The organism is Mucilaginibacter sp. UR6-1, from assembly GCF_020880975.1.
Taxonomy (GTDB): Bacteria; Bacteroidota; Bacteroidia; order Sphingobacteriales; family Sphingobacteriaceae; genus Mucilaginibacter.
Genome location: NZ_JAJIWP010000002.1, coordinates 380,774 through 405,228, shown reverse-complemented (window position 1 = coordinate 405,228; position 24,455 = coordinate 380,774). Strand labels below are relative to the sequence as shown.

23 protein-coding genes are annotated in these 24,455 nt (G+C 44.9%); 4 read left to right on the top strand and 19 right to left on the bottom strand.

Annotated elements, in window-relative coordinates; translation table 11 throughout:
- Positions 1–22 precede the first annotated feature (22 nt).
- The 5 genes from LJ707_RS07015 to LJ707_RS06995 form a co-directional block, all read right to left on the bottom strand.
- Complete coding sequence (locus LJ707_RS07015) at positions 23–253, bottom strand: hypothetical protein (RefSeq protein ID WP_228950100.1); 231 nt, start codon at positions 251–253, stop codon at positions 23–25.
- 71 nt (positions 254–324) lie between these two features.
- Positions 325–1,449: a DNA polymerase III subunit beta gene (gene dnaN / locus LJ707_RS07010; RefSeq protein ID WP_228950099.1), complete on the bottom strand. Its 1,125-nt coding sequence runs from the start codon at positions 1,447–1,449 to the stop codon at positions 325–327.
- Positions 1,450–1,488: 39 nt separating this feature from the next.
- On the bottom strand, positions 1,489–3,882 hold the full coding sequence (gldG, locus tag LJ707_RS07005; protein ID WP_228950098.1) for a gliding motility-associated ABC transporter substrate-binding protein GldG: 2,394 nt from the start codon (positions 3,880–3,882) through the stop codon (positions 1,489–1,491).
- A gap of 136 nt (positions 3,883–4,018) precedes the next feature.
- Complete coding sequence (locus tag LJ707_RS07000) at positions 4,019–4,639, bottom strand: porin family protein (protein ID WP_228950097.1); 621 nt, start codon at positions 4,637–4,639, stop codon at positions 4,019–4,021.
- A 209-nt stretch (positions 4,640–4,848) separates the two neighbouring features.
- Positions 4,849–5,568, bottom strand: a complete 720-nt coding sequence (locus LJ707_RS06995) for an ATP-binding cassette domain-containing protein (protein ID WP_228950096.1) — start codon at positions 5,566–5,568, stop codon at positions 4,849–4,851.
- A 407-nt stretch (positions 5,569–5,975) separates the two neighbouring features.
- On the opposite strand from LJ707_RS06995, the gene LJ707_RS06990 reads away from it, so the two are divergent.
- Positions 5,976–7,457, top strand: coding sequence for a glycine--tRNA ligase (locus LJ707_RS06990; RefSeq protein ID WP_228950095.1), 1,482 nt, complete (start codon positions 5,976–5,978; stop codon positions 7,455–7,457).
- 203 nt (positions 7,458–7,660) lie between these two features.
- Here the strand turns inward: LJ707_RS06990 and LJ707_RS06985 are convergent, their stop codons facing one another.
- From LJ707_RS06985 to LJ707_RS06965, 5 genes are all read right to left on the bottom strand, one after another.
- Entirely contained in the window at positions 7,661–9,196 is a 1,536-nt protein-coding gene (locus LJ707_RS06985) for a DUF4394 domain-containing protein (protein ID WP_228950094.1), read from the bottom strand.
- A 60-nt stretch (positions 9,197–9,256) separates the two neighbouring features.
- Positions 9,257–9,598, bottom strand: coding sequence for a hypothetical protein (locus LJ707_RS06980; protein ID WP_228950093.1), 342 nt, complete (start codon positions 9,596–9,598; stop codon positions 9,257–9,259).
- Positions 9,599–9,775: 177 nt separating this feature from the next.
- A complete protein-coding gene (locus LJ707_RS06975) occupies positions 9,776–10,858 on the bottom strand; it encodes an agmatine/peptidylarginine deiminase (protein ID WP_228950092.1) in 1,083 nt (360 codons plus the stop codon).
- Positions 10,848–11,210 carry a four helix bundle protein gene (locus LJ707_RS06970; protein WP_228950091.1) on the bottom strand — a complete coding sequence of 121 codons (363 nt, stop codon included), beginning with the start codon at positions 11,208–11,210 and terminating at the stop codon, positions 10,848–10,850. Before LJ707_RS06970 ends, LJ707_RS06975 begins: the two co-directional genes overlap by 11 nt.
- Before the next feature lie 56 nt (positions 11,211–11,266).
- Entirely contained in the window at positions 11,267–12,136 is an 870-nt protein-coding gene (locus tag LJ707_RS06965; RefSeq protein WP_228950090.1) for a carbon-nitrogen hydrolase, read from the bottom strand.
- A 126-nt stretch (positions 12,137–12,262) separates the two neighbouring features.
- Between LJ707_RS06965 and LJ707_RS06960 the strand changes: the two genes are divergently transcribed.
- Together LJ707_RS06960 and LJ707_RS06955 are read left to right on the top strand one after the other, a co-directional pair.
- Positions 12,263–13,213, top strand: a complete 951-nt coding sequence (locus tag LJ707_RS06960; protein ID WP_228950089.1) for a lysylphosphatidylglycerol synthase transmembrane domain-containing protein — start codon at positions 12,263–12,265, stop codon at positions 13,211–13,213.
- Between the two features lie 11 nt (positions 13,214–13,224).
- Positions 13,225–13,929 carry an SDR family oxidoreductase gene (locus LJ707_RS06955; RefSeq protein WP_228950088.1) on the top strand — a complete coding sequence of 235 codons (705 nt, stop codon included), beginning with the start codon at positions 13,225–13,227 and terminating at the stop codon, positions 13,927–13,929.
- Here the strand turns inward: LJ707_RS06955 and LJ707_RS06950 are convergent, their stop codons facing one another.
- Positions 13,930–15,132: a cation:proton antiporter gene (locus tag LJ707_RS06950; protein WP_228950087.1), complete on the bottom strand. Its 1,203-nt coding sequence runs from the start codon at positions 15,130–15,132 to the stop codon at positions 13,930–13,932.
- Between the two features lie 171 nt (positions 15,133–15,303).
- Between LJ707_RS06950 and LJ707_RS06945 the strand changes: the two genes are divergently transcribed.
- The gene (locus tag LJ707_RS06945; RefSeq protein WP_228950086.1) at positions 15,304–16,158 is read left to right on the top strand and encodes a DUF4198 domain-containing protein; all 855 of its coding nucleotides are present in this window, start codon (positions 15,304–15,306) and stop codon (positions 16,156–16,158) included.
- A 2-nt stretch (positions 16,159–16,160) separates the two neighbouring features.
- Here the strand turns inward: LJ707_RS06945 and LJ707_RS06940 are convergent, their stop codons facing one another.
- The 8 genes from LJ707_RS06940 to LJ707_RS06905 all read right to left on the bottom strand — a co-directional run bounded on the left by LJ707_RS06940 (position 16,161) and on the right by LJ707_RS06905 (position 24,454).
- Positions 16,161–16,706: a dihydrofolate reductase family protein gene (locus LJ707_RS06940; protein ID WP_228950085.1), complete on the bottom strand. Its 546-nt coding sequence runs from the start codon at positions 16,704–16,706 to the stop codon at positions 16,161–16,163.
- 8 nt (positions 16,707–16,714) lie between these two features.
- Positions 16,715–18,103: a LutB/LldF family L-lactate oxidation iron-sulfur protein gene (locus tag LJ707_RS06935; RefSeq protein ID WP_228950084.1), complete on the bottom strand. Its 1,389-nt coding sequence runs from the start codon at positions 18,101–18,103 to the stop codon at positions 16,715–16,717.
- 93 nt (positions 18,104–18,196) lie between these two features.
- Entirely contained in the window at positions 18,197–19,807 is a 1,611-nt protein-coding gene (locus tag LJ707_RS06930; protein ID WP_228950083.1) for a M28 family peptidase, read from the bottom strand.
- 77 nt (positions 19,808–19,884) lie between these two features.
- Positions 19,885–20,319 carry a ribose 5-phosphate isomerase B gene (gene rpiB / locus LJ707_RS06925; RefSeq protein WP_228950082.1) on the bottom strand — a complete coding sequence of 145 codons (435 nt, stop codon included), beginning with the start codon at positions 20,317–20,319 and terminating at the stop codon, positions 19,885–19,887.
- A gap of 44 nt (positions 20,320–20,363) precedes the next feature.
- The gene (gene tatC, locus LJ707_RS06920) at positions 20,364–21,233 is read right to left on the bottom strand and encodes a twin-arginine translocase subunit TatC (RefSeq protein WP_228950081.1); all 870 of its coding nucleotides are present in this window, start codon (positions 21,231–21,233) and stop codon (positions 20,364–20,366) included.
- A 68-nt stretch (positions 21,234–21,301) separates the two neighbouring features.
- Positions 21,302–22,645 (bottom strand): acetyl-CoA carboxylase biotin carboxylase subunit, encoded by a 1,344-nt coding sequence (gene accC / locus LJ707_RS06915; protein WP_228950080.1) that lies wholly within the window; start codon positions 22,643–22,645, stop codon positions 21,302–21,304.
- A gap of 143 nt (positions 22,646–22,788) precedes the next feature.
- Positions 22,789–23,283: an acetyl-CoA carboxylase biotin carboxyl carrier protein gene (gene accB / locus LJ707_RS06910; RefSeq protein ID WP_228950079.1), complete on the bottom strand. Its 495-nt coding sequence runs from the start codon at positions 23,281–23,283 to the stop codon at positions 22,789–22,791.
- 181 nt (positions 23,284–23,464) lie between these two features.
- Positions 23,465–24,454 carry a beta-ketoacyl-ACP synthase III gene (locus tag LJ707_RS06905; protein ID WP_228950078.1) on the bottom strand — a complete coding sequence of 330 codons (990 nt, stop codon included), beginning with the start codon at positions 24,452–24,454 and terminating at the stop codon, positions 23,465–23,467.
- Position 24,455 lies beyond the last annotated feature (1 nt).

Sequence of the window (24,455 nt, the reverse complement as noted above, 5' to 3'; positions counted from 1 at the left end):
TGAAAGCAAAAAGTTGATCTTATTATGCATTGTTAGCCTGTAAAAGCAACCTTCTGCCTCTTATAAACATAAACACTGCCAATACCAAAAGAACACCAAATAATAGCAAACCATTTATATCTAAAGCAATACCCAGCTTTTCGCCAGTGCCCGATGCACTGCTATATTTTTGGAATGATAGCTGATCAGCAATAGCGAAAACAACAATCAAACAGCTCAACACAATCAAAATTATTCCCGATGTTTTACGCATGGCCTTGTTATTAAAAAAGCCATGCACAAGTGCACGGCTTTTAGTTTGGATTTATAATTTGAGTTTACAACTTATGCATAACTGTTAAGCATAACCGGCATTACCAGCATCAGCACATCTTCGTTTTCATCTCCGCCTTGCGGTAACAATAATCCGGCACGGTTAGGGGTCGACATTTCCAATACCACCTCTTCGCTGCTCAGGTTTTTAAGCATCTCAATTAAAAAGCGCGCGTTAAAACCTATTTCAATATCCTCACCTTCGTACTGGCAGCTTAAACGTTCGTGCGCCTCGTTGGCAAAGTCAATATCTTCTGACGAGATATGCAACTCACTACCGTTTATCTTCAGCCTTACCTGGTGCGTGGTTTTGTTAGCATAAATAGCCACACGGTTAAGTGAGCCCAGGAATGCCAAACGGTCAATATTTAATTTGTTAGGATTATTTAACGGAATAACCGCTTCGTAATCAGGGTAACGCTCGTCAATTAAACGGCAAACCAGGTTAATGCTGCCAAATTTAAAAAAGGCGCTGGTGTTGTTATATTCAACTGATACGTTTACATCATCAGCCGGCAAAGCAGCCTTTAACAGGGTTAACGCTTTTTTAGGCAATATGAATGAGGTAGCACTGGCCGCCTGTGCATCCTTACGGCGGTAGCGTACCAGCTTATGCGCATCAGTAGCTACAAAGGTAAGGTGCTGCTGCGATAACTGGCAGAATACGCCTGTCATGGCAGGGCGCAGCTCATCATTACTTACCGCGAAGATGGTTTTATTGATAGCCTCGGCCAATACTGATGCAGGCAGGTTAACTGACGATGCATTTTCAACTACCGGAATTTTCGGGAAGTCCTCACCGTTTTCGCCGCTTAGTTTGTATTTACCGTCGCCGGCGCTTATTTCAATAGCGAATGTGGTATCATCAACCGAGAAGGCTACAGGTTGCTCAGGCAATGATTTCAGGGTATCGAGCAATATACGCGAAGGTATAGCTATACGGCCGTTCTCCTTAGCCTCTACCGCCAGCGATGTGGTCATGCTGGTTTGCAGGTCGGTTGCCGATATGGTTAAGTTGCCATCTTTTATCTCGAACAAAAAGTTCTCCAGAATGGGCAAAACCGTGCTGTTGCTCAGAGCACCGCTAACAGCCTGTAACTGCTTAAGCAATGTTGATGTAGAAACGATAAATCGCATATATTTTTCTTAAATCTTAGTCAATCAAAAGTATAAAAATTAGCGGGCATACTTTAGCCTGCGCACATAATGTTGAAAAATAGCAAATATTAACACTATTGCCAATGGCAGGCTCATATTTATTATTTGCCAGTACAGTTTTTGGCTCCTAACCAAAGCCCTGTCAAGCAGGCGCAACTGTATCTCCTTGCCGCGCAACTCAATAAGGCCCGAATCATCCGTCAGGTAATCGGCAATATTAAGCAGCAGGTTTTTATTTCCGTAAGTTTGGCGGCTATAGCGGTCGTACCCCAGCGGGTAAGGTGAGCCATCGGCAGCCACCTGGTTTTTGAAAAGGTCGCCATCGCTAAATACTATCATTTTTGTGGGCTTACTTTCGGGCAGCACCGTAAAATGCTCAACCCCTTCGGGCACCGGGCGGTTACGAAAGTTTGAGGCAAACCTGCCCTCAAGTAATACACCTGTAGTTTTTGGCTCGCTGTAAAATTCCTTTGGGTCGGGCTCCTGCTCCAAAGCCTGCAAGGTTAACATATAAGGTACAGTGAGCTTTTTAGCATAAGGCGAAGTACTGAGCAGTATGGTTTTGTTTACGTTTTTAACCGAGATAGTATCAATGGTACTGGCAAACTGACTGGTTATACCGTCTACATTTTTTACTACCGGATGTTTTGATTGCGGGATAAACACCGGGTAAAACAGCCAGGGCGCAAGCTGGATCTGCGCCTGTCCGCCCACATTACCCGCCGCGACAGGTATTTGTGAGCAGCTCATATCGGCCACCAGGTCGGCATTGATGCGAATGCCATAACGAAAAAGCTGATCGTCAAGGTTAAGTTTCTTTTGAAAGGCGAGTTGCTCGCCGCCCTTGCCGCGCAGGCTATCCAGTTCGGCGCTAACCTGATCAATGGCCCAAAGCACACGGCCGCCATTCATGATGTACTGATCCAGTTTGAATTTTTCGGTCTCGGTAAACGGCGCATCCGGCTTGGGTATAACCAGCAGGCTTAGTTTTTTAAGGCTATCAAAAGGAATGCTTTTCAGGTCAACTCTGCCAACCAAAAAACCATCGGATAATGACCGCAGCGCATCATTTAATTGCAGGTTGCTTAACTCATTATGCCCCTCGGTAAAACCTACACGTGGCTTACCGCCGCCGGTTGCTTTTTTTATGGCTGATGTAAAGGCGTATTCTAAATTCTGGATGGAGTTGTTCAGCACTTCATCGGGCGAGAGGCCGATGCGGGTTTGCAGCAGCTTTACCGGAATTTCTTTACCACCGGCAGACACCATAGCCGCCGGGAATATCATTTTTTGCGACAGGCCGTCATCTGTTTTCACGCTTAGGTTGGTTGGCTCAATGCCCCTGTCCTGGAAACTTGCGATGGCCGTATTTTGCTCTTCAGTATTTAATCCATCCAGAGGGTCAACAAAATCAAACTCCATTTTACCATGGCTGTAGGATTGCAGGTCGCTCAGCATATCGCGCGTGGCACGCTGCAAGCGCTTAAATCCACCCGGAAAGTTATCACCCTCTAAAAACACGGTAACCTTTACCGGCGCAGCCAGGCTATCCATCACGTTCTCGCTTATTATTGAAAGGGTGAAGCGTTTTTCCTTTGTAAAATCAAACCGTGTAAATGCTTTGGTCGCCATCAGCGTAAGCGGGAAAAACAGGCTCAAAACGCTTAGCATAACTGTACCCCTGATGCTTTTTTGCTGCTGCATGATGAGTACAAATACAGTTAACCAAATAAACAAAGCGGCAAGCAAAACAAAATAAACGAGGTCGCGCGTATTCAACACACCACGGCTAACCGACTCGTAATGCTCAGTAATGCCCAGGCTTTGAATATCGGTATTTTGCAGGGAGAGCAAACGGCTCAACGAATCAAACCCGCTGAAGAAAAAGTAACAAAGAAATACTGAAATAGTAAAAGCGATGATCTGGTTTTTACTAATAGACGATGCGAACAGGCCGATGGCTACAAACACTCCGCCCAACAAAAACAAGCCGATGTATGAGCCGATAACCGCACCGGTATCTACATTACCCTCGGTAGCGCCGAGTGTATACACCGAATAGTAGTAAACCAGTGTTGGCAGCAACGCGAACAGCACCAGCAGCAGGCAAGCCAAATATTTGCCCAACACAATTTGTAAATGGGTAAGCGGCCGGGTAAGCAGCAGCTCAAACGTGCCCTCACGGCGTTCCTCGGCCAGCGAGCGCATGGTGATGGCCGGTATCAAAAACATGAACAGGAAAGGCGCCGTATTGAACAAGCTCTCCAGGCTGGCGTAGCCGTACTCCAGTATGCTCGAATCAGGGAATACCCATAAAAAAAGCCCCATCACCAGCAAAAAAACACCAATGGTGATATAGGCTACCAGTGAACTTAAATAGGCTGATATTTCTTTTTTAAAGATGCTTAACACAAATAAACAATGTAAACGCCGAATTTACGATAATTTAGGTTGATTACCCGATGTTGAATATTAAACAAACAAAAAGCCCTGCAGATGACCTGCAGGGCTTTTTGTTTGTTGCTTAATTTATGAGGTTTCTCTACTTTTAGAAAGCGTAACCTACTGACACGGTGAAAGCGCGTGTTTTTAATGAACCGCCATCAGTATCAGCAATATTGGTTAAACCTAAATCGTAACCTACGTTTAATAAAAATCCGTCTTCCAGTTTGTAGCCTGCTAATGCGCCTACACCAACATTTACTCTTTTAAGACCATTGTCGCCAAAATCAATATCGGCAGAACCGTTAGCCTCACCAGCGCCGCTGATTTTGTATTTAGCTGATAAGCCATAACCTAAGAACGGGCCAGCACCTATAAAAAATTTACCGGTACCTGTAGGGGCGCTATAAATAGCGTTTACCGGTAACTGCAAATAATTAATGGTAGTTTTTGCTGAAGCATCGCCTTCGGTTTCTTTTGAACCTAATTGAGTGAACAATAAAGCCGGCTGTACTGAAAAGGTTTCTGAAACGGCAACATCAGCAAATAAACCTGCATGAAAAGAGGTTAATGTTCCTGTTGACATTGACTCACCGCCACCTGATGCTGTAAGTTTTGATAAGTTTAAACCACCTTTAATACCAAAAGATACCGGTTTGCTGGTTTGTGCGAATGAACTGAATGCCGCACCTGTTAGTACTACTAACGCAAGTAATGTTTTTTTCATTGTAGTTGAATGTTTTAAAATTTAAGTTGTTTTTCGGAGTCAAAAGTAAAATTAATTTTGAATATCAAACTTTCCCATTTCTTAATAAGCAACCCGGGCCAGTAAACTATACTTTTATTTTAACTGTTATTTTTAACTCAGGAACATAGACATTGCTTAGGGCAAAAGGTTACATCCATCTATATGAAAAAATTATAACTCATTAAAAATCAACTATAAAAATTGCTATTAGTTAGTTTGATAAATACATCTTCGAGAGAAGAATTGCCATTTTGTTCCTTTAAGGCTTGTAAGTTATTATCGGCAACTATTTTTCCTTTATTGATAATGATCACCTTATTGCAAACCGCCTCAACCTCCTGCATAATATGGGTTGATAGGATGATAGTTTTGCTTTTACCCAGTTCAGTGATCAGTTGCCTGATGCCAATAAGCTGGTTAGGGTCAAGGCCGGTTGTAGGTTCGTCAAGTATCAGCACTTCCGGGTTGTGCAATATAGCCTGCGCCAAACCCACACGCTGGCGGTAGCCCTTAGATAGCTGGCCGATTTTTTTATGCTGCTCAACACCCAGCCCGGTTTGTTCTATTACTTCGCTGATACGCTGTTGGGGTGATACCATTTTATGAATACCCGCAATAAAACCCAGCGACTCCTTTACATACATATCCAGGTACAACGGATTATTTTCGGGCAGGTAGCCTATGTGCCGCCTAACCTCAAGCGATTGTTTGCTTACATCAAACCCGCAAACTTCGGCTGTGCCTGATGTTTGTGGTATAAAGCCGGTGAGTATCTTCATGGTGGTTGATTTGCCTGCGCCGTTCGGCCCTAAAAAACCCAGCACGCCCTTATCAGCAGTAAATGAAATACTATCAACCGCCTTTTGGCTGCCATATACTTTGGTAAGTGCTGATACCCGGATACTCATGATGGCGGTAAAGATACGGGTTTAGGGGAAAGGTTAAAGGAGAAAGGTTAAAGGCGAAAGGCGAAAGCCAAAAGCAGAAAGGTTAAAGGAGAAAGCACTTTTTTATTTCGAACAGGGCATAATGAAATTACTCGATTTAATTTCCCAGCCCCTCTTATAAGAAACAGAGCTAAAAAACAAAAGCACAAACCGTTAATTACCTGAAATTCCGGCATCAGAAATGCCCGGAGTAGCACAAGCCTTGCTAACGCACACCCTTTAACCGGGCAGGGCGTAGCCGGCAGCTTTTGCTTCTTTTGTCTGCACAAAAGAAGTTGAGGACAGGTAACAAACTATTGAATGCAATACTTTTAGCATTATACCATTTACCTTTTGCCTTTCACCTTAAATTGTATCTTTGCCATGTTATGAGTAAAGCAACCGACGAACTTTTTAAGAACGTAATATCACACGCTAAGGAGTATGGTTTCGTATTCCAGTCGAGCGAAATATATGATGGCCTCAGTGCTGTTTATGACTATGGGCAAAACGGCTCGGAGTTAAAAAACAACCTTAAAACTTACTGGTGGAAAGCCATGGTGCAAATGCACGAAAATATTGTGGGCATTGATGCCGCCATATTTATGCACCCCACCACCTGGAAGGCCAGCGGACACGTTGACGGTTTTAGCGACCCGATGATCGATAACAAGGATTCAAAGAAACGTTACCGTGCCGATCAATTACTGGAAGACCGTATTGCCAAATATGAGGCAGAAGGTAAAACCGAAAAAGCCGCTGCTTTACAAACCGCAATGGACGATGCCCTGAAAGCAGAAGACCTGCCCCGCCTTAAAGAGCTGATTATTGAACAGGAGATTGCCTGCCCGGTAAGCGGCACACGTAACTGGACAGACGTACGCCAATTCAACCTGATGTTCAGCACGCAGGTTGGCGCAATTGCTGATGAGTCGGACACGATATACTTACGCCCAGAAACCGCGCAGGGTATATTTGTAAACTACCTGAACGTGCAGAAATCAGGCCGTATGAAGATCCCTTTCGGGATCGCTCAGATAGGTAAAGCTTTCCGTAATGAGGTGATCGCGCGTCAGTTCATCATCCGGATGCGTGAGTTTGAACAAATGGAGATGCAATTCTTTGTTCGCCCCGGCACGCAAAAGGAATGGTTTAACCAGTGGAAAGAAGCTCGCCTTAAATGGCACCTTGCCCTTGGTACCGCTCCCGAAAAATACCGTTACCACGAGCATACTAAATTAGCGCATTATGCCGATGCCGCTTTTGATATTGAATACAACTTTCCGTTCGGTTTTAAAGAGGTGGAAGGGATACACAGCCGTACCGATTTCGACCTGAGCCAGCATCAGCAGTATTCGGGCAAAAAAATGCAGTATTTTGACCCGGAGGTTGACCCTGAAACAGGCAAGCCTTTTGGTAACTATATACCTTACGTTATTGAAACCTCAATAGGGTTAGACAGAATGTTCCTGCTTACGCTGATCAACGCTTACGAGGAAGAAGACCTGAGCAACGACGAGAAACAGGACAGCCGCACCGTACTGCGCCTGCCGCCTGTACTGGCACCGGTTAAGGCCGCTATATTCCCGCTTACCAAAAAAGACGGCCTGCCTGAAAAGGCCCGTGAAATTATGGACAAGCTGAAGCTGGATTTCAATGTTCAGTACGAGGAGAAAGACGCTATCGGTAAACGCTACCGCCGTCAGGATGCTATTGGTACACCTTTTTGCATCACGGTGGATCACCAAACTTTGGAAGACAATACCGTAACCATACGCTACCGCGACACCATGCAACAGGAACGCGTGGCTGCCGATCAACTGGAGAAGATCATCGGTGATATGGTGAGCTGGAAAACGGTGTTGAAATAAGAAGCCTCACCTCAGCCCTCTCCTGAAGGAGAGGGAGCAAGACAAACACGTCATTGCGAGGTACGAAGCAATCTCTTTAGAATATTGTTCAAGCAAATCACTCAGGGATTGCTTCGTACCTCGCAATGACGTGGTTGTGATATAAAACGTAAAACGCCGGGTAGTGAATACTACCCGGCGTTTTACGTTTATGGCAATTTCAATTAAAATCCTAAACCTAAAGTAAATGCTTTAAAATTACCTGTAACCGTTGCGCCCGCGGTTGCCGCGCCGGTGGTTAGGTTAATGGTGTATACTTTAGTGGTACCACCTACATTAAGTAAAGCATAAGCTGTGCCGCTGGTGCTGCCAATATCAAACCCGTTTGTAGCGGTAGCGGTTACGCCTAATGCGCCAACGCTAACCAGCGTACCATCATTTGGCGGGTCCTGCCTGTACAGGGTATTATTTTGTGTATCGATATCAAAAAGCACTGTTGAGGTTGCACCGGCAAAATTATTGGTATATGCCGCGGCGGTAACTGATGGGCTGCCCGGAGATAACTGCCCGTCAACAAAAGCCAAAAGACCATTATCAGGGTTCAGTCGCAGGTTTTGGCCGGTGTTGCTTACCACACGGATACGGTCAACCGTAGGGTTAAAGTCAAACCCGAACTGTGTGCCCGAAAGTAAGGTAGCAAAAGGTGCTACACCAACCGCGGTTGCTGCGCCCGATGATGTATTGATGGTGTACAACCTGCTTGAACTGCCCAAAGCATATAACTGCCCGTTAACCGGGCGAAAATCAATACCCAGAATATTCTCGCCGCCGGCTATGCCGCTTATGGGTTTAACCACCGGGCTCGGGCTCATTGGGTTAAATATCACCAGTTCATTGGCTTCATTTACGGCATAAGCTACCGGCTCGGTAGGTATGGCCAGGCCTGTTACAGTGCCTGCAAAATCATTTTGTATTTTGGTAGCCTTGCCTGTAGTAGTGTTAATGCTGTACAAGCTGGTTTTACCTCCTACGGCTAACGCGGCCAGCGCAGCCTTTCCATCCGGACTGATATCAAAACCACCGGCTTGCTCAACGTTAACGCCAAGGCTGCCTATTTCAACAAGTTTACCGTCATTAGGCGGATCTTGTTTATAAAGCTTGTCGTTGGCAACATCTATTACAAAAAGCTCGGTAGTGGTTACACCGGCCTTATTTTGGGTATAGGCAGCGGCAGTAACACTCGCGTTGGCTGCGCCGTTAAGCACACCATCCGTAAAAGCAACCACGCCTGTTTCAGGGTGCAGGCGCAGGTTTTGCCCGCTTGAAGTAACCAAACGGATCCTGTCAACCGTTGGGTTAAAATCAAAACCTACGGCAGTACCGTTTATAGCTGGTGTAAAGGCTCCAGCACCTATAGCACGTGCCGAGCCGCTTTGCGTGTTGATTACATAAATCCGGCTGCTGCTGCCTAAGCCGTAAAGCTCACCGGTAGCAGGCCTGAAATCAATTCCTAAAATAGTTTCATTGCTTTGTAAACCGGTAATACTGGTTGTTTTGGTGGCTGATGATGGATTTTTAGCATTAAAACTCACCAGGGTATTGTTTGATGTTAAAGCATATACCGCCATGTCTGGGCCTGTTATTGAGCCCTCAATAGAATTATCAATATCGTTATCCTTAGAGCACGACGTGGTGATCAATAAAATTGCGGCGGCGCATAACATAGCCAGCCTTTGCACAGAAAGGTTAAATGTTTTCATTTTTTAAAAAGATAGATTATAAGTAAATACAATACGGCGATATGCCGTGGTTAAGCTTGTTTAGCAATAATGAGGAGCACTATCAGGAGGCGGAATAGTGATCTTTTGGTAATACGATGATTGATAACTGCCTTTGTAGATAGTACAATGTTCAATATAACTATCCCAAAAAACATTATTGGAGATATAATTTGAGGGGCGTGTAAATTCTTTTTCGTGCGGAAAGGCGCTCTCGGCTTTTTTCTCACCACCATCTTCATCGGCGTTGGTAGCAAATTCCTTATCGGCATACATTGACGCGATGAACACGGGCAACACCGTTTTAAATCCTATCAACAGGACAAACAACATGCCGGTGGCAATACGCAGATAAATGGCCCTATGGTACAGCTTCGCTTTCACGTAATGTTAAACAACTTGGTAGATGTTGCTTTCAATTACGTTCAGGCCATACCTCTGGTTTTTAAGGAAATCCGATTAGAGCTGTTTAGAGTAAAGTAGTTTTAAAAGACAGTACTTTTGGCAGTACTTATTAGAAAGTTATTAAAATGAGGCTGTTTCAGTCACAGCCTCATTCATTTATACTATTTCCGGCTCCTGCTGGCTCAGGCAATGAAAGCTGCCCAAACCCCAGATAATGTCGGTTGAGTCGACACCTACCACCTTGCGGTCGGGGAAGCATTGCGTTAATATATCTAAAGCCTTATCATCATTGGTGCATCGGTAGGTTGGTACTACTACAGCGGCATTGCCAATATAAAAGTTGGCGTATGATGCAGGCAGGCGCTGATCGTCATATATCACCGGATCAGGCATGGGCAGTTCAACAATATTTAACTGCTTGCCATTGATCAGGCGCATGGTTTTAAGCGATTGCATGTTTTCCTGTAAAATATGGTAGTTCTCGTCGTTCTTATTTTCTTCAACAACGGTAACTACGGTATCCTCGTTCACAAAACGGGTAATATCATCAATGTGCCCATCGGTGTCGTCACCAATAATACCATCGCCCAGCCAAAGTACCTGCTCAACGCCGTAGTAGTTTTGCAAATAGCCTTCAATTTGCTGCTGGTTTAAATGCGGGTTACGGTTTTTATTTAACAGGCAGGCTGTTGTAGTAAGCACCGTGCCCTTGCCGTTAAAATCAACCGAGCCGCCTTCCATCACAATTCCGGGATGATAAACCGGCAGATCATAATATTCGGCAATGCGGGTTGGTATCACATCATCCAGGTCATACGGAGGATATTTATCGCCCCAAGCATTGTAGCCCCAATCAACCACTAACTTTTGTTTGGTTTCGGGATTGATCAAAAACGCCGGACCATGATCACGGCACCAGGCATCGTTGGTAGGGAATTCAAAGAACTCGATCTTGCTCAGGTCAGCCCCTACCAAAGTAAGCTGCTGCTGAGCAAAGGCTTCCATCTCCTTATTCACCACGTTGATGCGCACAAACTCCCCTACGGCGATCTCCTTTATAAATTCGCAATAGCGGCGGTATATCATCTGTATCTTACCCGGCCATGATGCTTCCTTATGCGGCCAGCTAAGCCAGGTAGCCACATGCGGGGCCCATTCGGCAGGGAAGTGGAAGCCTTTCAGCGAGTCCGAAAGTCCGGAAGTCCGGAAGTCCGGAAGATTTATATCTCTATTTATCATTATTTAAAGAATTACGCAGCGAGTTTAACATAACTAATATTTCCTCGCAGTGCTGATACAGTTTTGAAAACTCCAGATCGTTTATCAATTTTCTTGTTCGAGCCAGATACAACGCGCCTACAACCTCAATATTTGAACGCAGTGCGTAACCTAAAAATTTATTAAACTCCGCATTTGATTGCCCTGTTGATCCCTCAGCGATATTTAAAGAAACTGAATCAGCAGCTCTTTTGATCTGTCCGGTTAAAATAAATAATTCATCCTTTGGGAACCCTTTACATAGATCATGTATGTTGGCAGATAACTCAACAACCTTTTGCCAAACGATCAATTTCTCGAATTTAAAAGCCATACCTTCTATTTTCTTTTCACTTTCGGACTTCCGGACTTACCGACTTTCGGACTAAATTAATCCTCGTCAATAAGTCTTTTTGTTATCGGCTGATAGGTTTCGATCCTCCTGTCGCGCAGGAATGGCCAATGGCTGCGGTAATAGTCGGATTTGTCGAGGTCAAGCTCATGTACGGTCACTTCTTCGTCCTGGTGTGATGCCTGGTAAAGCACTGAACCAAATGGGTTTGATACGAATGAGCCGCCCCAGAATTTCAATCCGGCCTCTTCGCCTACCCTGTTCACGCTTACCACGTGTACACCGTTAGCTACCGAGTGCGAGCGTTGTATGGTTTGCCATGCGTTATACTGCTCGGTATTGGTTGCCTCATCCTGTGTGGTTGCCCAGCCGATAGCGGTTGGGTAAAACAGTATTTCGGCACCCATTAATGAGGTAATACGGGCAGCTTCAGGGTACCATTGATCCCAGCAGATGAGCACGCCTATTTTGGCATATTTTGTATTGAATACTTTATAACCCAGGTCGCCCGGGGTAAAGTAGAATTTCTCGTAAAAACCCGGATCATCCGGAATGTGCATTTTGCGGTATTTACCCAGATAAGCACCATCAGCATCAATAACGGCGGTGGTATTGTGGTAAACACCCTGCGCGCGTTTCTCGAATAGTGAAGCGATAACCACCACATTCAGCTCAGCGGCAACAGCCGAAATAGCCTCGGTTGAAGGGCCGGGGATAGCCTCGGCCAGTTTAAAATTGTCGTAATCCTCTACATCACAAAAATACAGTGATGTAAAAAGTTCCTGTAAACAAACTATCTGGGCACCTTTGGCCGCGGCCTCACGCACTTTAACAATAGCTTTTTCAAGGTTCTGCTGCTTATCGGCAACACAACTCATTTGTACAATACCAACTTTAACTTTGCTCATCCCTTTAAATTTTGCGCAAAAATACGGTTTTAATGTTAACCTGTATGTCAAAAACCAGGCCTAAATGTTATACCCCTATCAGGAATATGCCGGACAAAATGTACTGATTTTATTAGCTTTGCGGTAATGACAAATATGCCCGATGCCCCGGAGCCTAAAACCGGGAAACAAAAATTGTGGGATGCCGCAAAGCTGATACTAAAAATAGCTGTTACCTCGGCACTGCTGTACTATGTATTCAGCAAAGTGCCTATCGAAAAGGTGAAGTACAGGCTGTTACACGCCAACTATTGGTGGATGGCCGTGGCGCTGATAACATTTTTTGGCTCCATGGTAGTTTCGGCATGGCGGTTATTGAGCTTTTTTAAATCGATAAACCTGCGGCTTGACCCGCGTTTTAATATGCGCCTGTACATGCTTGGTATGTTTTATAACTTTTTGCTTCCGGGCGGTATTGGCGGCGATGGCTACAAAATATGGCTGCTGAACAAACGCTATAAACTACCGGGAAAAAAAATGTTCTGGGCCATATTGTTTGACAGGCTGAGCGGGTTATGGGCCATCGGTTTTATTATTTGCGCGCTTATTATTTTCATCCCCCAGATTGATGTGCATTTAGCCATACCAGGGGGTATATTTTTAGCCGGATCGGCAGTGTATTACTTCGTGGCTTATAAATTCTTTCGCGAATACACTAAATACTTTTTCCAGGCACATGCTAAGGCTGTACTGGTACAAGGCTTGCAGGTGCTGTGTATCATCTTTGTGCTTTTAGGTCAGGATTTTGATGGTAAGTTCGCGCCATACCTGCTATCATTCCTGGTATCGGCATTGGCGGCGGTAGTGCCCATCACCATCGGCGGCGCAGGCGCGCGCGAAACCATCTTCACACAGCTATCAGGCATTTTTAACATGGATGTTGGCCTGGCTGTATTTTTAAGTATATCATTCTACATTATTTCGCTGCTGGTGGCGCTTACAGGCGTTTACTATGTAATACGTACCAGTAGATTGGAAGAAGGTTTACCAGGCATTGAAGAACACGAAGAAGAAGAAGTTAAACCAGCTACCAACTAACCACTACTACCATGAACATCATTATAACCGGTGCCAGCAGTGGCGTAGGCTTTGAAGCCGTGATTGAACTCATTACATCGGGCAAGCACAAGGTGATGGCCATTGCCCGTTCGCAGGATAAACTGCAGCGCCTGTTCGAGATAGCGCGCAGCATAAACCCTGATTGTGTTTTGTACCCGATAGTTTTTGACCTGGTTAGTGATGACCCGGCCGCGCTACTGCAATTCATCGGCACACACATGGATAACCGTGTTGATGCCCTGATTAACAATGCCGGGGTATTGATCAATAAACCTTTTCAGGAGCTCGAAGAAATTGACTTTGTGGATATGCTGCAAAGCAATTACCTGAGCCATGTACGCATTACCCAAGCCCTATTAGGCGTGATGCCTGCCGGAAGCCATATTGTGAACATAGGCAGCATGGGCGGCTACCAGGGCAGCGCTAAATTTGCCGGATTATCAGCCTATTCAGCCAGCAAGGCAGCCCTGCATGTATTCACCGAATGTTTAGCGCAAGAGCTTGCCGAACAGCAGATCAGTGTTAACTGCCTGGCCTTGGGCTCGGCGCAGACCGAGATGCTGGAGAAGGCTTTTCCGGGTTATCAATCGCCTGTTATGGCTTTTGAGATGGGCAAGTACATTGCCGATTTTGCGCTGACCGGGCATAAATTCTTTAACGGCAAAATATTGCCGGTAGCGCTCACCACGCCATAGTTAAACGTTATTAAACTCCTGCCCTTCGGGAATTTTGTACTTGCGGCTACCCAACAAGCCCAGGCTCATGATCACGCTGGTTGACAGGATAACGATAAACAACAAGCCGGTATCTATCTGCGGTAGTTGGAGTTTTTGAGGCAGGTTATAAAAAAGCAATACACTGATCAGCCCGCGGGGTATCAAAACCAGTTCGGGCATCATATCGGTTTTTGAAACCAGTTTGATGTACAGAAATCGTACTAAATAAATAGCGATCAACACCAACACACCCAACACCAGCAATCCTACATCATTAAGCTGATTGATGTTCATCGTAAACCCAAACAGCACAAAAAAGAAGGTTCGCATTAAAAAGGCACTCTCTGCTGATAGCTGCAGCAACTGTTTTAACTCATGCCCCAACTGTGGGTACAAAAAATTGTGGCGGAACCAGGGAAACCGTATCTGGCTGGCATTATTTAAAAACAACCCAAAAGCCAGCACAACTATCAATGCCGATAAATGGTATGACTGCCCTATAGCATATACCATGATGATGATGGATATGATAAGAAAGAATTTAACGTGATGTGTTATATTCTTGATAAGATACAACAGCAACAGGCACGATACCACCGCGAAGAACAGTATCAGCAACAACTCGCCCCCTAAACTGCTGAACGCTGTAAAATTGAAGTACTTATTGCTCAGCATAAAGTTAAAGAAAACGATGGTGAGGATATCAGAGAATGATGATTCGTAAATAATAAACTCCTTTTTATCATTTGGCAAGCCCGATGCCGAGGGTATTGCAATGGCCGAACTGACCACGCAAAACGGAATAGCATTGATGATGCACCGGTAAATACCCGCCCCGGATATGTAATAGAATATGGTAGTGATGATGGCTGTTGTACCTAACAATATACATAATGCTGATAGGAACGACCGTTTGATCACCGTATTTTTTTCGGGTGTGTATTTAAGTTCGAGCGCGCCTTCAAATACAATAAGTATTAAGCCAAGCGTACCCAGGGTGGGCAATATCTTATTAAAATCAGGTGTAATCCAGTTAAAGTAAACCACCACCTGCCTAATGGCCATACCCAAAAAAAGCAATAGTAACACCGATGGCAACTTGGTTTTGCCGGCTATCAAATCGAACAGGTATGAAAATATCACCAGTCCGCATAAAATCATTAAGGTAGTATACGTACTCAAAAGGCTAAATTTTATTAAATGTAAACAAAGCAAACGGCAGTTTGCATAAATTGTTCGGCGTGTTAAGGCACGGCAATGTAAGTTTTGTAACGATAACGCAAAAATTACCCTGCTAAACTACTGATGTTTTTAAAACTTTGTATGTTTGGTACTCCATCACTATTTATACCCATGAAGCGTTTTTACCTGCTGACAGCCGCCCTGTTCATCGCAGCCGTTTTTACTGCTGCCACCAATGAGGATTTCTTATTGGCCGAGAACTTTTTTTTGCACAAAGGCGATAAACTGAGCGTGCGTATGTTCAAGGCCAATGTAACCAATACCGACGATGATTACGAAACCCCCGAAGCCAAAGATGCCAAATTCGCACTTTACGAGGGTTCAAAAAAAATACCGCTCACCACTGTGGCTAATGATACCGTTGTTACCATTAAGGATTACCAGGTTGAAAATGGCGGCCTTGCCCTGCTTCAATTAAGCCAATCGGCAACGCAGGAGATAGACCGCGAAACATTCCTGAAACACCTGGAGGCCGACGGAAATGAAGAATCGGTTAAAAAGGCCAAGAGCTTTCATACTATGAACGTGCGCGAAAAATATAACCGTTCCATAAAAACACTGGTAATGGTTGATAAACCATCAGGCAACGCTTATGAAAAGCTGGTGGGTGATGAGTTTGAGATCATCCTTAAAACCAATCCGTATAAAATGAATTACGGTGATGATGTTACCGCTGTTGTTTACTTTCAAAATAAGCCGCTGGAATCAGCCCCATTAAAACTGTATGTAAAAACACCTAAAGGAACTATTTACCCTGAAAATCTATCATCGAATGCAAAAGGCCAGGTATTTTTTAAACTGAGCCGCGAGGGTATTTATATGCTGCGCGCTACACGCACGGATGTTGCGGCAACCGGTAAGGATGCTGATTTTGAAACCTGGTGGACATCATACAGCTTTGCCTTTAGCAGCGCTAACGAACTGCCGAACACTTATAAGGAATTTGGCTTTGGTAATAAGCATTAAGCTTAATCTAACTCGGGCAGCATATCCAGATCAAAGCGTGGCTTTAGCGAATAGGTTAACTGTACCAGGCCTGTATCATATACCGCGCTATCAAGCAGGTTTAGTTCCAACCGTTCGGTAAGATCTTTAAACAGCGGGGTACCTGTGCTTAATACTACAGGGTGTACTGATAGCAGCAACTCATTCACGTAATTTTTGGCAAGCAATTGCGACAGCAAGTTAGCCCCGCCAAACAGCCAGATGTTTTTACCATCGGCATGGCGGATAGCATCAATACGCTCAGTATATGCGTCTGACCGTATGATCTCGGCATTACCGTCCGCGCTTGTTAACGTATCCGAAAATATATACAGCATTTTATCCGGCCATGGGTTACCGTACTCCTGCAAAACTTCGTAGCTTTTTCTGCCGATAAAAACGGCATCGGTATCGGCTGTAAATGCCTCTATGCCATAATCCTGGTCAGTAAAACACCAATCATATTCACCGTTGGGGCCCTCAATAAAGCCGTCGAGGCTTACAGCTACATTTAAAATTATTTTGCGCATCGGTGTTATTAATGAAGATCGTTTTTACCCCGCTCCTGCCATTGCTTGCTGAATGATTTTTCAGCCACACGCGGCATATCACGGTAGTGCCCCCAGGTTTTGTTGAACAGCAGTTTTATGAAACGGTTTTTCATTTTACCACCAAAAAAATCGACCAGTTTACGGCTGAGGATTCCTTTTTTCCAGATCATCCATCCCCACTTTTCAGTTTTGCTTACCTTATCATCCTTAACCGCGTCGCGGCGGTTAAGCAGCAGCATTTTGTGTATATCTATTTTAACCGGGCATACCTCGGTACATTTGCCGCAAAGGCTTGAGGCATAACTCAGGTGCTTAAAATCTTCCATCCCCTTGGTATGCGGTGTAATTACCGAACCGATGGGGCCGCTGTAAGTAGTTTGGTAGCTATGGCCGCCAATGTTTTTATATACCGGGCAGGCGTTTAAGCAAGCTCCGCAGCGTATGCAATATAAGCCTTGCCGCTGATCTTTTTGCGCGAGCAGGTTAGTACGCCCGTTATCAAGTAGTACTACATACATTTCTTCCGGGCCATCCGTTTCATCAGGCTGGCGGGGCCCGCTTAGTATGGTATTATATACCGTAAGGTTTTGCCCGGTGCCGTGGGTGGCCAGCATGGGCCAAAACAGGTCGAGATCAACCAGTGACGGAATGATCTTTTCGATACCCACAACCGCTATATGTATTTTAGGGAACGAGGTGCTTAGCCTGGCGTTACCCTCATTTTCGCTAAGGGCGATGCTCCCGCTATCAGCTATCAAAAAGTTACCGCCTGTTATGCCGGCATCAGCCTGTAAATATTTTTCGCGCAACAACTCGCGTGCTTTTTGGGTAAGCTGTTCGGGGGTGGCATCCGCGGGGGTGCCAAAGTGCTTGTTAAATAGCTGCGCAATATCCTCTTTGGAGAGGTGCATAGCCGGGGTAACAATATGGTAAGGCGGCTGGCCAAGCAGTTGAACAATGTATTCTCCCAGATCAGTTTCAAGGCTCTCAATCTGGTTTTGCTCCAAAAACTCGTTCAGATGAATCTCTTCCGTAACCATTGATTTTGATTTGACAATGGTTTTGGCACCTGCCTTTTGCAGTATGTTCAGTATCTCGCGGTTAGCTTCTTCGGCATCATTGGCCCATATTACCTTGCCGCCCCTGCGCTGAAAATTGGCCTCAAACTCGGGTAACAGCTTATCCAGCGTTTCCATGGCCTTCCATTTAATAAGATGACCCTTCTTTTTTGCTACATCCAAATTAGCCAGGCGAGAGAGGCCACGGTCTACCGCGGCATCATACTTACCAATATTATAGTTTATTATATTACGATGGGCTGCATCAAACGCCTTATCCTCAGCAGCAATCAAAAAATCATCGGCAGTGTTACCCATAAAAGCTAAAGTAGTGTTTTTTATAAAAACGAAAAGGGATGAGTTTTAATCATCCCTTTTCAATTTATTAACAGTGGCTGATAGCCCTTATAACTATTTTACACCCTGTTCTGTTTTAACATCAACCGCAGGGCGTTCGGCACGGTTAGCCAGTTCCCAGGCAGTGTAGTAAACCAGGTGGCTGCGTTTAACCAGCAGCGGGAAGTTAATTTTGCTCACTTCATCGCCCGGCTGGTGATAATCGGCATGTACACCGTTAAAGTAAAATATGATCGGCACGTTATAACGCGCGAAGTTATAATGATCTGAACGGTAGTAGAAACGGTTCGGATCATTCGGATCGTCATACTTGTAATCCAGTTTCATTTGGGTATAGGTATTGTTAGCGTCCTCACCTATTTTGTGCAAGGTAGTGCTTAACATTTTTGAACCGATTGAATATACGTAGTTAGCTGAATCAGGCTTACCGGCATACTCTTCGCCTACACGACCAATCATATCAATGTTCAGATCGGCAATGGTATTAGCCAGCGGGAATACAGGATGGTCAGAATAATATTCAGAACCTAACAGGCCTTTCTCTTCACCAACATTACCCAAAAAGAGGATGCTGCGTTTAGGTCCTTTACCTGCTTTTTTAGCCATGCTGAAAGCACGGGCCAGTTCAAGCATACCGGTAGTTCCTGAACCGTCATCATCGGCACCGTTATTTATCTTGTCGGTTTTAGTGCTGCCTTCCGGCTCTATACCAATATGGTCATAATGCGCAGAGATCACCAGCACTTCATTTTTCAATTTAGCGTCAGAGCCCGGCAGGTAACCTAATACATCAACCGCTTTCACCGCATTTTCTTCGGTGCTGTAGCTTACTTCAACCGGAGTTTTTACAACCTGGGTTTTAGGTGCGCCGGCAGCATCAATTTCTTCTTTTAACTGGGTGTAAGTTTTGCCTGTACTTTTTAACAGCGCGTTAGCCATATCAGCAGTGATGTTGATTACTACCGCACCGGTGTTAGCCTGAGCAGCACCTTCCTTTTTGATGCCCATACGCGGCGCTAAGATACTTGAACCAAAACGTTGCAGGTTAGTGGCAACAATCGGGTTAACGGCAAGTATCAACGCAGGTTTTTTAGCTTGCAGCGCTCCTACACGTTTGCCACGGCTAATGCTCCATTGCGAACGGGTAGCGGTACCGGTTATTAATGACACGCCGTTTTTCATCGGCTCGCCATCATTAATTACCAAAACTACCTTGCCGGCAATATCAATACCTTTCAGATCGTCATATTTTTCATCGCTTATGCCATAGCCTACAAATACAATATCAGCAGCTTTAACGGTATTGGCAGGGGCCGCAGTTAGCGAGTAAAAATCCTTACCGTTGGTAAAGGTGCTTCCTCCTACTGTTATAGGGTTTACCTTGAAGGAGTTTTCGGTAAGCGGTACATCTAAAAAGTACGAACCTTTAACCGGGCCTTGCAGTCCTAATTTTTTAAACTCGTTGGCGATGTATTTCGCGGCCTTATCGGCACCGGCTTTACCGGTTTCGCGGCCTTCATACTCGTCAGACGCGAGTATGGAAAGATGTTTTGTTGCATCCTCAACGGTAATATACTTTGCGAACTTTACCGCGTTCGGATCTTTTTGCGCATAGCTGCATGAGGCTGCCGCCAGGGCTAAGAATAATAATGGTACTCTTTTCATTAAAAATGGTCAGTTAAAAAAAATTCGTATGATAAAAAAATCCCGGCCAAATGCCAGGACTTATATGAGATATTATATTAGCATGAGATCTTATCCACACGTGTAGCGTGGCGTCCGCCTTCAAATTCAACAGTAAAAAACACGTTTACAATTTCGCGCGCTTCCTCAACGGTTACATGCCTTGCAGGTATACATAATACGTTAGCGTTGTTATGGCTGCGGGCAGGCTCGGCAACTTCAGGTTTCCAGCACAATGCGGCGCGGATGCCCTGGTGCTTATTGGCTGTCATGGCTACACCATTTGCTGATCCGCAGATCAGGATACCGTAATCGGCCTCGCCTTTTTCAACTGCTGATGCCACCAAATGGGCAAAGTCCGGATAATCAACAGACCCGGGAGTGTAGGTACCAAAGTCTTTCACTTCGATGCCTTCAACACCATCCAATAAAACTTCTTTTAATTCAAAGCCGGCATGATCTGCGCCTATAGCTATTTTAAGCCCTTGTTTCATGGGCTCTAAAATATCAATAATATTTTAAATGGAAAGTAACGTTATTATGCTTTTGCGGCTTCGTCGCGCTCACGTTTAAGCCTGCGCTTTTCAACCGTGCCCGCCACCACTATACCCACCTCATACAGCAGGAACAGCGGTATGGTTACCACCATCATGGTAAGCACATCGGGTGTAGGGGTAATAACCGCCGCCACTATCAATATACCCACAATGGCGTACCTGCGCCCCTGGCGCATAGTTTTAGCGGTGAGTATGCCAATGTTTGACAGTACGTAAACCAATATAGGCAGCTCAAATACAATACCTGTGGCTAAGGTAAGTGTTGATACTGATGAGAGATATGAATCAATAGTGAACGTATTTTCAATAACCTTACTTACCTGGTAACCCGCCAAAAAGGAGATCGACTCGGGTGTAACCACATAGTAACCGAACAATATGCCCAGGATAAACAGCATAGAGGCATAGAATACAAAACCACTGGCTGCCTTACGCTCATTTTCGTGCAGGGCAGGTTTAACAAAGCGCCATATCTCGAACAACAGGTACGGAAAGCCCAGTGTAATGCCGATAAGCAGCGCCGAATTGATCTGCAGGGTAAATTGCCCCGCCATTTCGGTATTGATGATCTTACCCGGTATTTTATCGATACAAAAACCGGGGCGGTTAAGATAATCGCCCAGTTTACATAGCATACGGTAGGTAAAAAATTGCGGGTCCATTGGGCCCATAATTACCGTATCAAAAACAAAATCATAAAAAACAAAGGCCAGTATGGTAAATAAAACAATGGCTATTGATGCCCTGATCAAATGCCAGCGCAGGGCCTCCAAATGGTCAAAGAATGACATTTCGGCCTCAATATTTTTGCCTTTATCCTTTATCGCCTTTATAAGTTTGTTATCGCTCATCTATGTAAATAAAATACCCCTGCTGTTACTAACAAGGGTATTTACGTTTTATTTTATCAGGATAGTTTTTAATTCTCGTTTATTTCGAAAGTATCCATAAACTTGGTGGTAAAGTTACCGGCGCGGAAGTTAGGGTCTTTCAATAATTTCAGATGGAATGGTATGGTTGTTTTTATACCTTCTATCACAAATTCGCTCAGTGCGCGCTCCATGGTGCTCAGGGCTTCGTCGCGGGTTTGGGCCACGCAAATTACCTTGGCTATCATTGAATCGTAATTTGGCGGGATGGAGTAGCCTGAATACACATGCGTATCAACCCTTACACCATGCCCACCCGGTGAGTGAAAATTGGTGATTTTACCGGGTGACGGCCTGAAATTGTTGTACGGATCTTCGGCATTTATACGGCATTCAATGGCGTGCATTGTCGGCTCGTAATTTTTACCTGAGATAGGGATACCCGCGGCAACTTTTATTTGCTCTTTGATCAAATCAAAGTTGATAACCTCTTCGGTAACCGGGTGCTCAACCTGTATACGGGTGTTCATCTCCATAAAGTAGAAATTGCGGTTCTTGTCAACCAAAAACTCTATGGTACCGGCACCTTCGTATTTAACAGCTTTAGCGCCTTTAACGGCGGCATCACCCATTTTTTTACGCAGTTTATCAGTCATGAACGGCGAAGGTGATTCTTCAACCAACTTTTGGTGACGGCGCTGTATAGAGCAGTCACGTTCAGACAGGTGAGATACCTTACCATACTGATCACCTACTATCTGTATTTCGATGTGACGCGGATCTTCAACAAATTTTTCGAGGTAGATACCATCATTACCAAAAGCGGCGCCTGATTCGGCACGGGCTGAATCCCAGGCCGGTTCAAACTCCTCATCATTCCATACCACGCGCATACCACGGCCACCACCACCGGCAGTTGCTTTAAGTATAACCGGGTAACCAATTTTACGCGCTATGGCAATGCCATCCTTTACGCTGCTCAGCAAACCGTCTGACCCCGGGATAGTCGGTACACCGGCTTTTTTCATGGTTTCCTTCGCTGATGCCTTATCGCCCATGGCGTTGATCTGATCAGCGGTAGCACCGATGAATTTGATACCATACTCGGCACAGATAGCGGAGAACTTGGCATTCTCTGATAAAAAGCCGTAACCCGGGTGAATAGCATCGGCATTGGTAAGTTCTGCAGCCGAGATGATGTTTGGTATATTTAAGTATGAATCTCTGCTTGGCGGCGGCCCTATACATACGGCCTCATCGGCAAAACGTACGTGAAGGCTTTCACGATCGGCAGTTGAATATACAGCTACCGTTTTTATACCCATCTCCTTACAAGTACGGATGATGCGCAAGGCTATTTCGCCACGGTTGGCTATCAGTATTTTTTTAAACATAATTTAAATGTGATGTGCTGATTTTAAATGTGCAGATATGCAGATGATCTGAATACGCACGCAACACAATTAAAAAATTAACAAATTAAGGTGATACCACAGATGGAACATTTGCACATCCGCATATCTACTCATTTGCACATTTATACCGGTTCAACCAAAAACAATGGCTGATCGTACTCTACCGGTGATGAATTATCTACCAGTACTTTAACAATACGGCCTGAAACTTCAGACTCGATCTCGTTAAATAATTTCATAGCCTCTATGATACATACTACTGTACCGGCTTTTATTTCGTCGCCAACGTTAACAAATAACGGCTTATCCGGACCAGCCGAACGGTAGAAAGTACCGATCATTGGTGATTTGATGGTGATGTAGTTTGATGTATCGGCAGCAGCAGAAACCGCGGCGGCAGCAGCGGCAACAGGCTCAGCAACGCTGGCAGCAGCAGCCGGTATAGCTGTTGGCGCAGCCGAAACAACAGGCTGTGCTGTTGGAATAGTTGCATTAACTATGGTTGGCGCCTGGTTAGTTTTAATTGTTATTTTGAAATTCTCTTGCTCAATTGAAACTTCGTTTACGCCTGCTTTTGAAACAAAGCGGATCAGATCCTGTATTTGTTTAATATCCATATCGGGGTGTTAATAGGTTTTCTCTTGGATAAATTTATATTATCTAAAATTAGTTACGACAGTTGCGTACTTGCAAATATGCAGATATGCAGGCAATTATTGGTTAACAAATCAGATAAAATAATGTTCAGCACTATTAACAACATTTGCGGCTGTTAACAGTACCATTATTAAAGCTGATTTAGTAAGCCCACCTTAAATATGCCGAGCCCCAGGTAAAGCCGCCGCCAAAGGCTGCCAATATAATATTGTCGCCTTTTTTGAATTTGCTTTCCCACTCCCATAAACAAAGTGGTATGGTGGCATTGGTGGTATTTCCGTAACGGTCAATATTTATTACTACTTTATCTGCCGGTACGCCGGTACGGTTAGCCGTGGCATCAATAATGCGTTTGTTGGCCTGGTGCGGCACTAACCACGCAATATCATCAGCAGTAAGGTTGTTACGCTCCATAACTTCGGCAGCAACATTGGCCATATTGGTAACCGCAAATTTAAATACGGCCTGGCCCTCCTGGTAAGCATAATGCTGGCGGGCATCAATGGTAGCGTGGCTTGCAGGGCGTAATGAGCCGCCCGCTTTTTGATGCAGGTAAGGTATACCGGCACCATCACTTTTAAGTATCGAGTCAATCACGCCGTAACCTTCATAATCAGGCTCAAGCAGGGCAGCACCACAGCCATCGCCAAATAATATACAGGTAGCACGATCGGTATAATCAACCATGGCCGACATTTTATCGGCACCTACCACCAGCACTTTTTTGTGCTTGCCTGATTCAATGAACTGCGCGCCGGTTGTTAAACCGAACACAAAGCCCGAGCAGGCAGCCTGCAGATCCCAGCCCCAAGCGTTTTTAGCGCCTATTTTATCAGCAAACAGGTTTGCCGTTGCCGGAAAAGGATAATCAGGTGTGGTGGTACAAAATATGATCAGGTCAATTTCATCAGCGCCGATGCCGCGTTTTTCAAGCAGTTGCTTTACCGCGGGCACGGCAAGGTCTGATGTGGCTAAACCTTCGCCTTTTAGTATTCTGCGCTCTTTGATACCGGTACGCGAGGTTATCCACTCGTCGTTGGTATCAACCATGGTTTCAAGCTCCTTATTGGTTAATACGTAATCAGGAACATATCCGCCAACAGCTGTTATCGCAGCATGAATCTTGCTCATT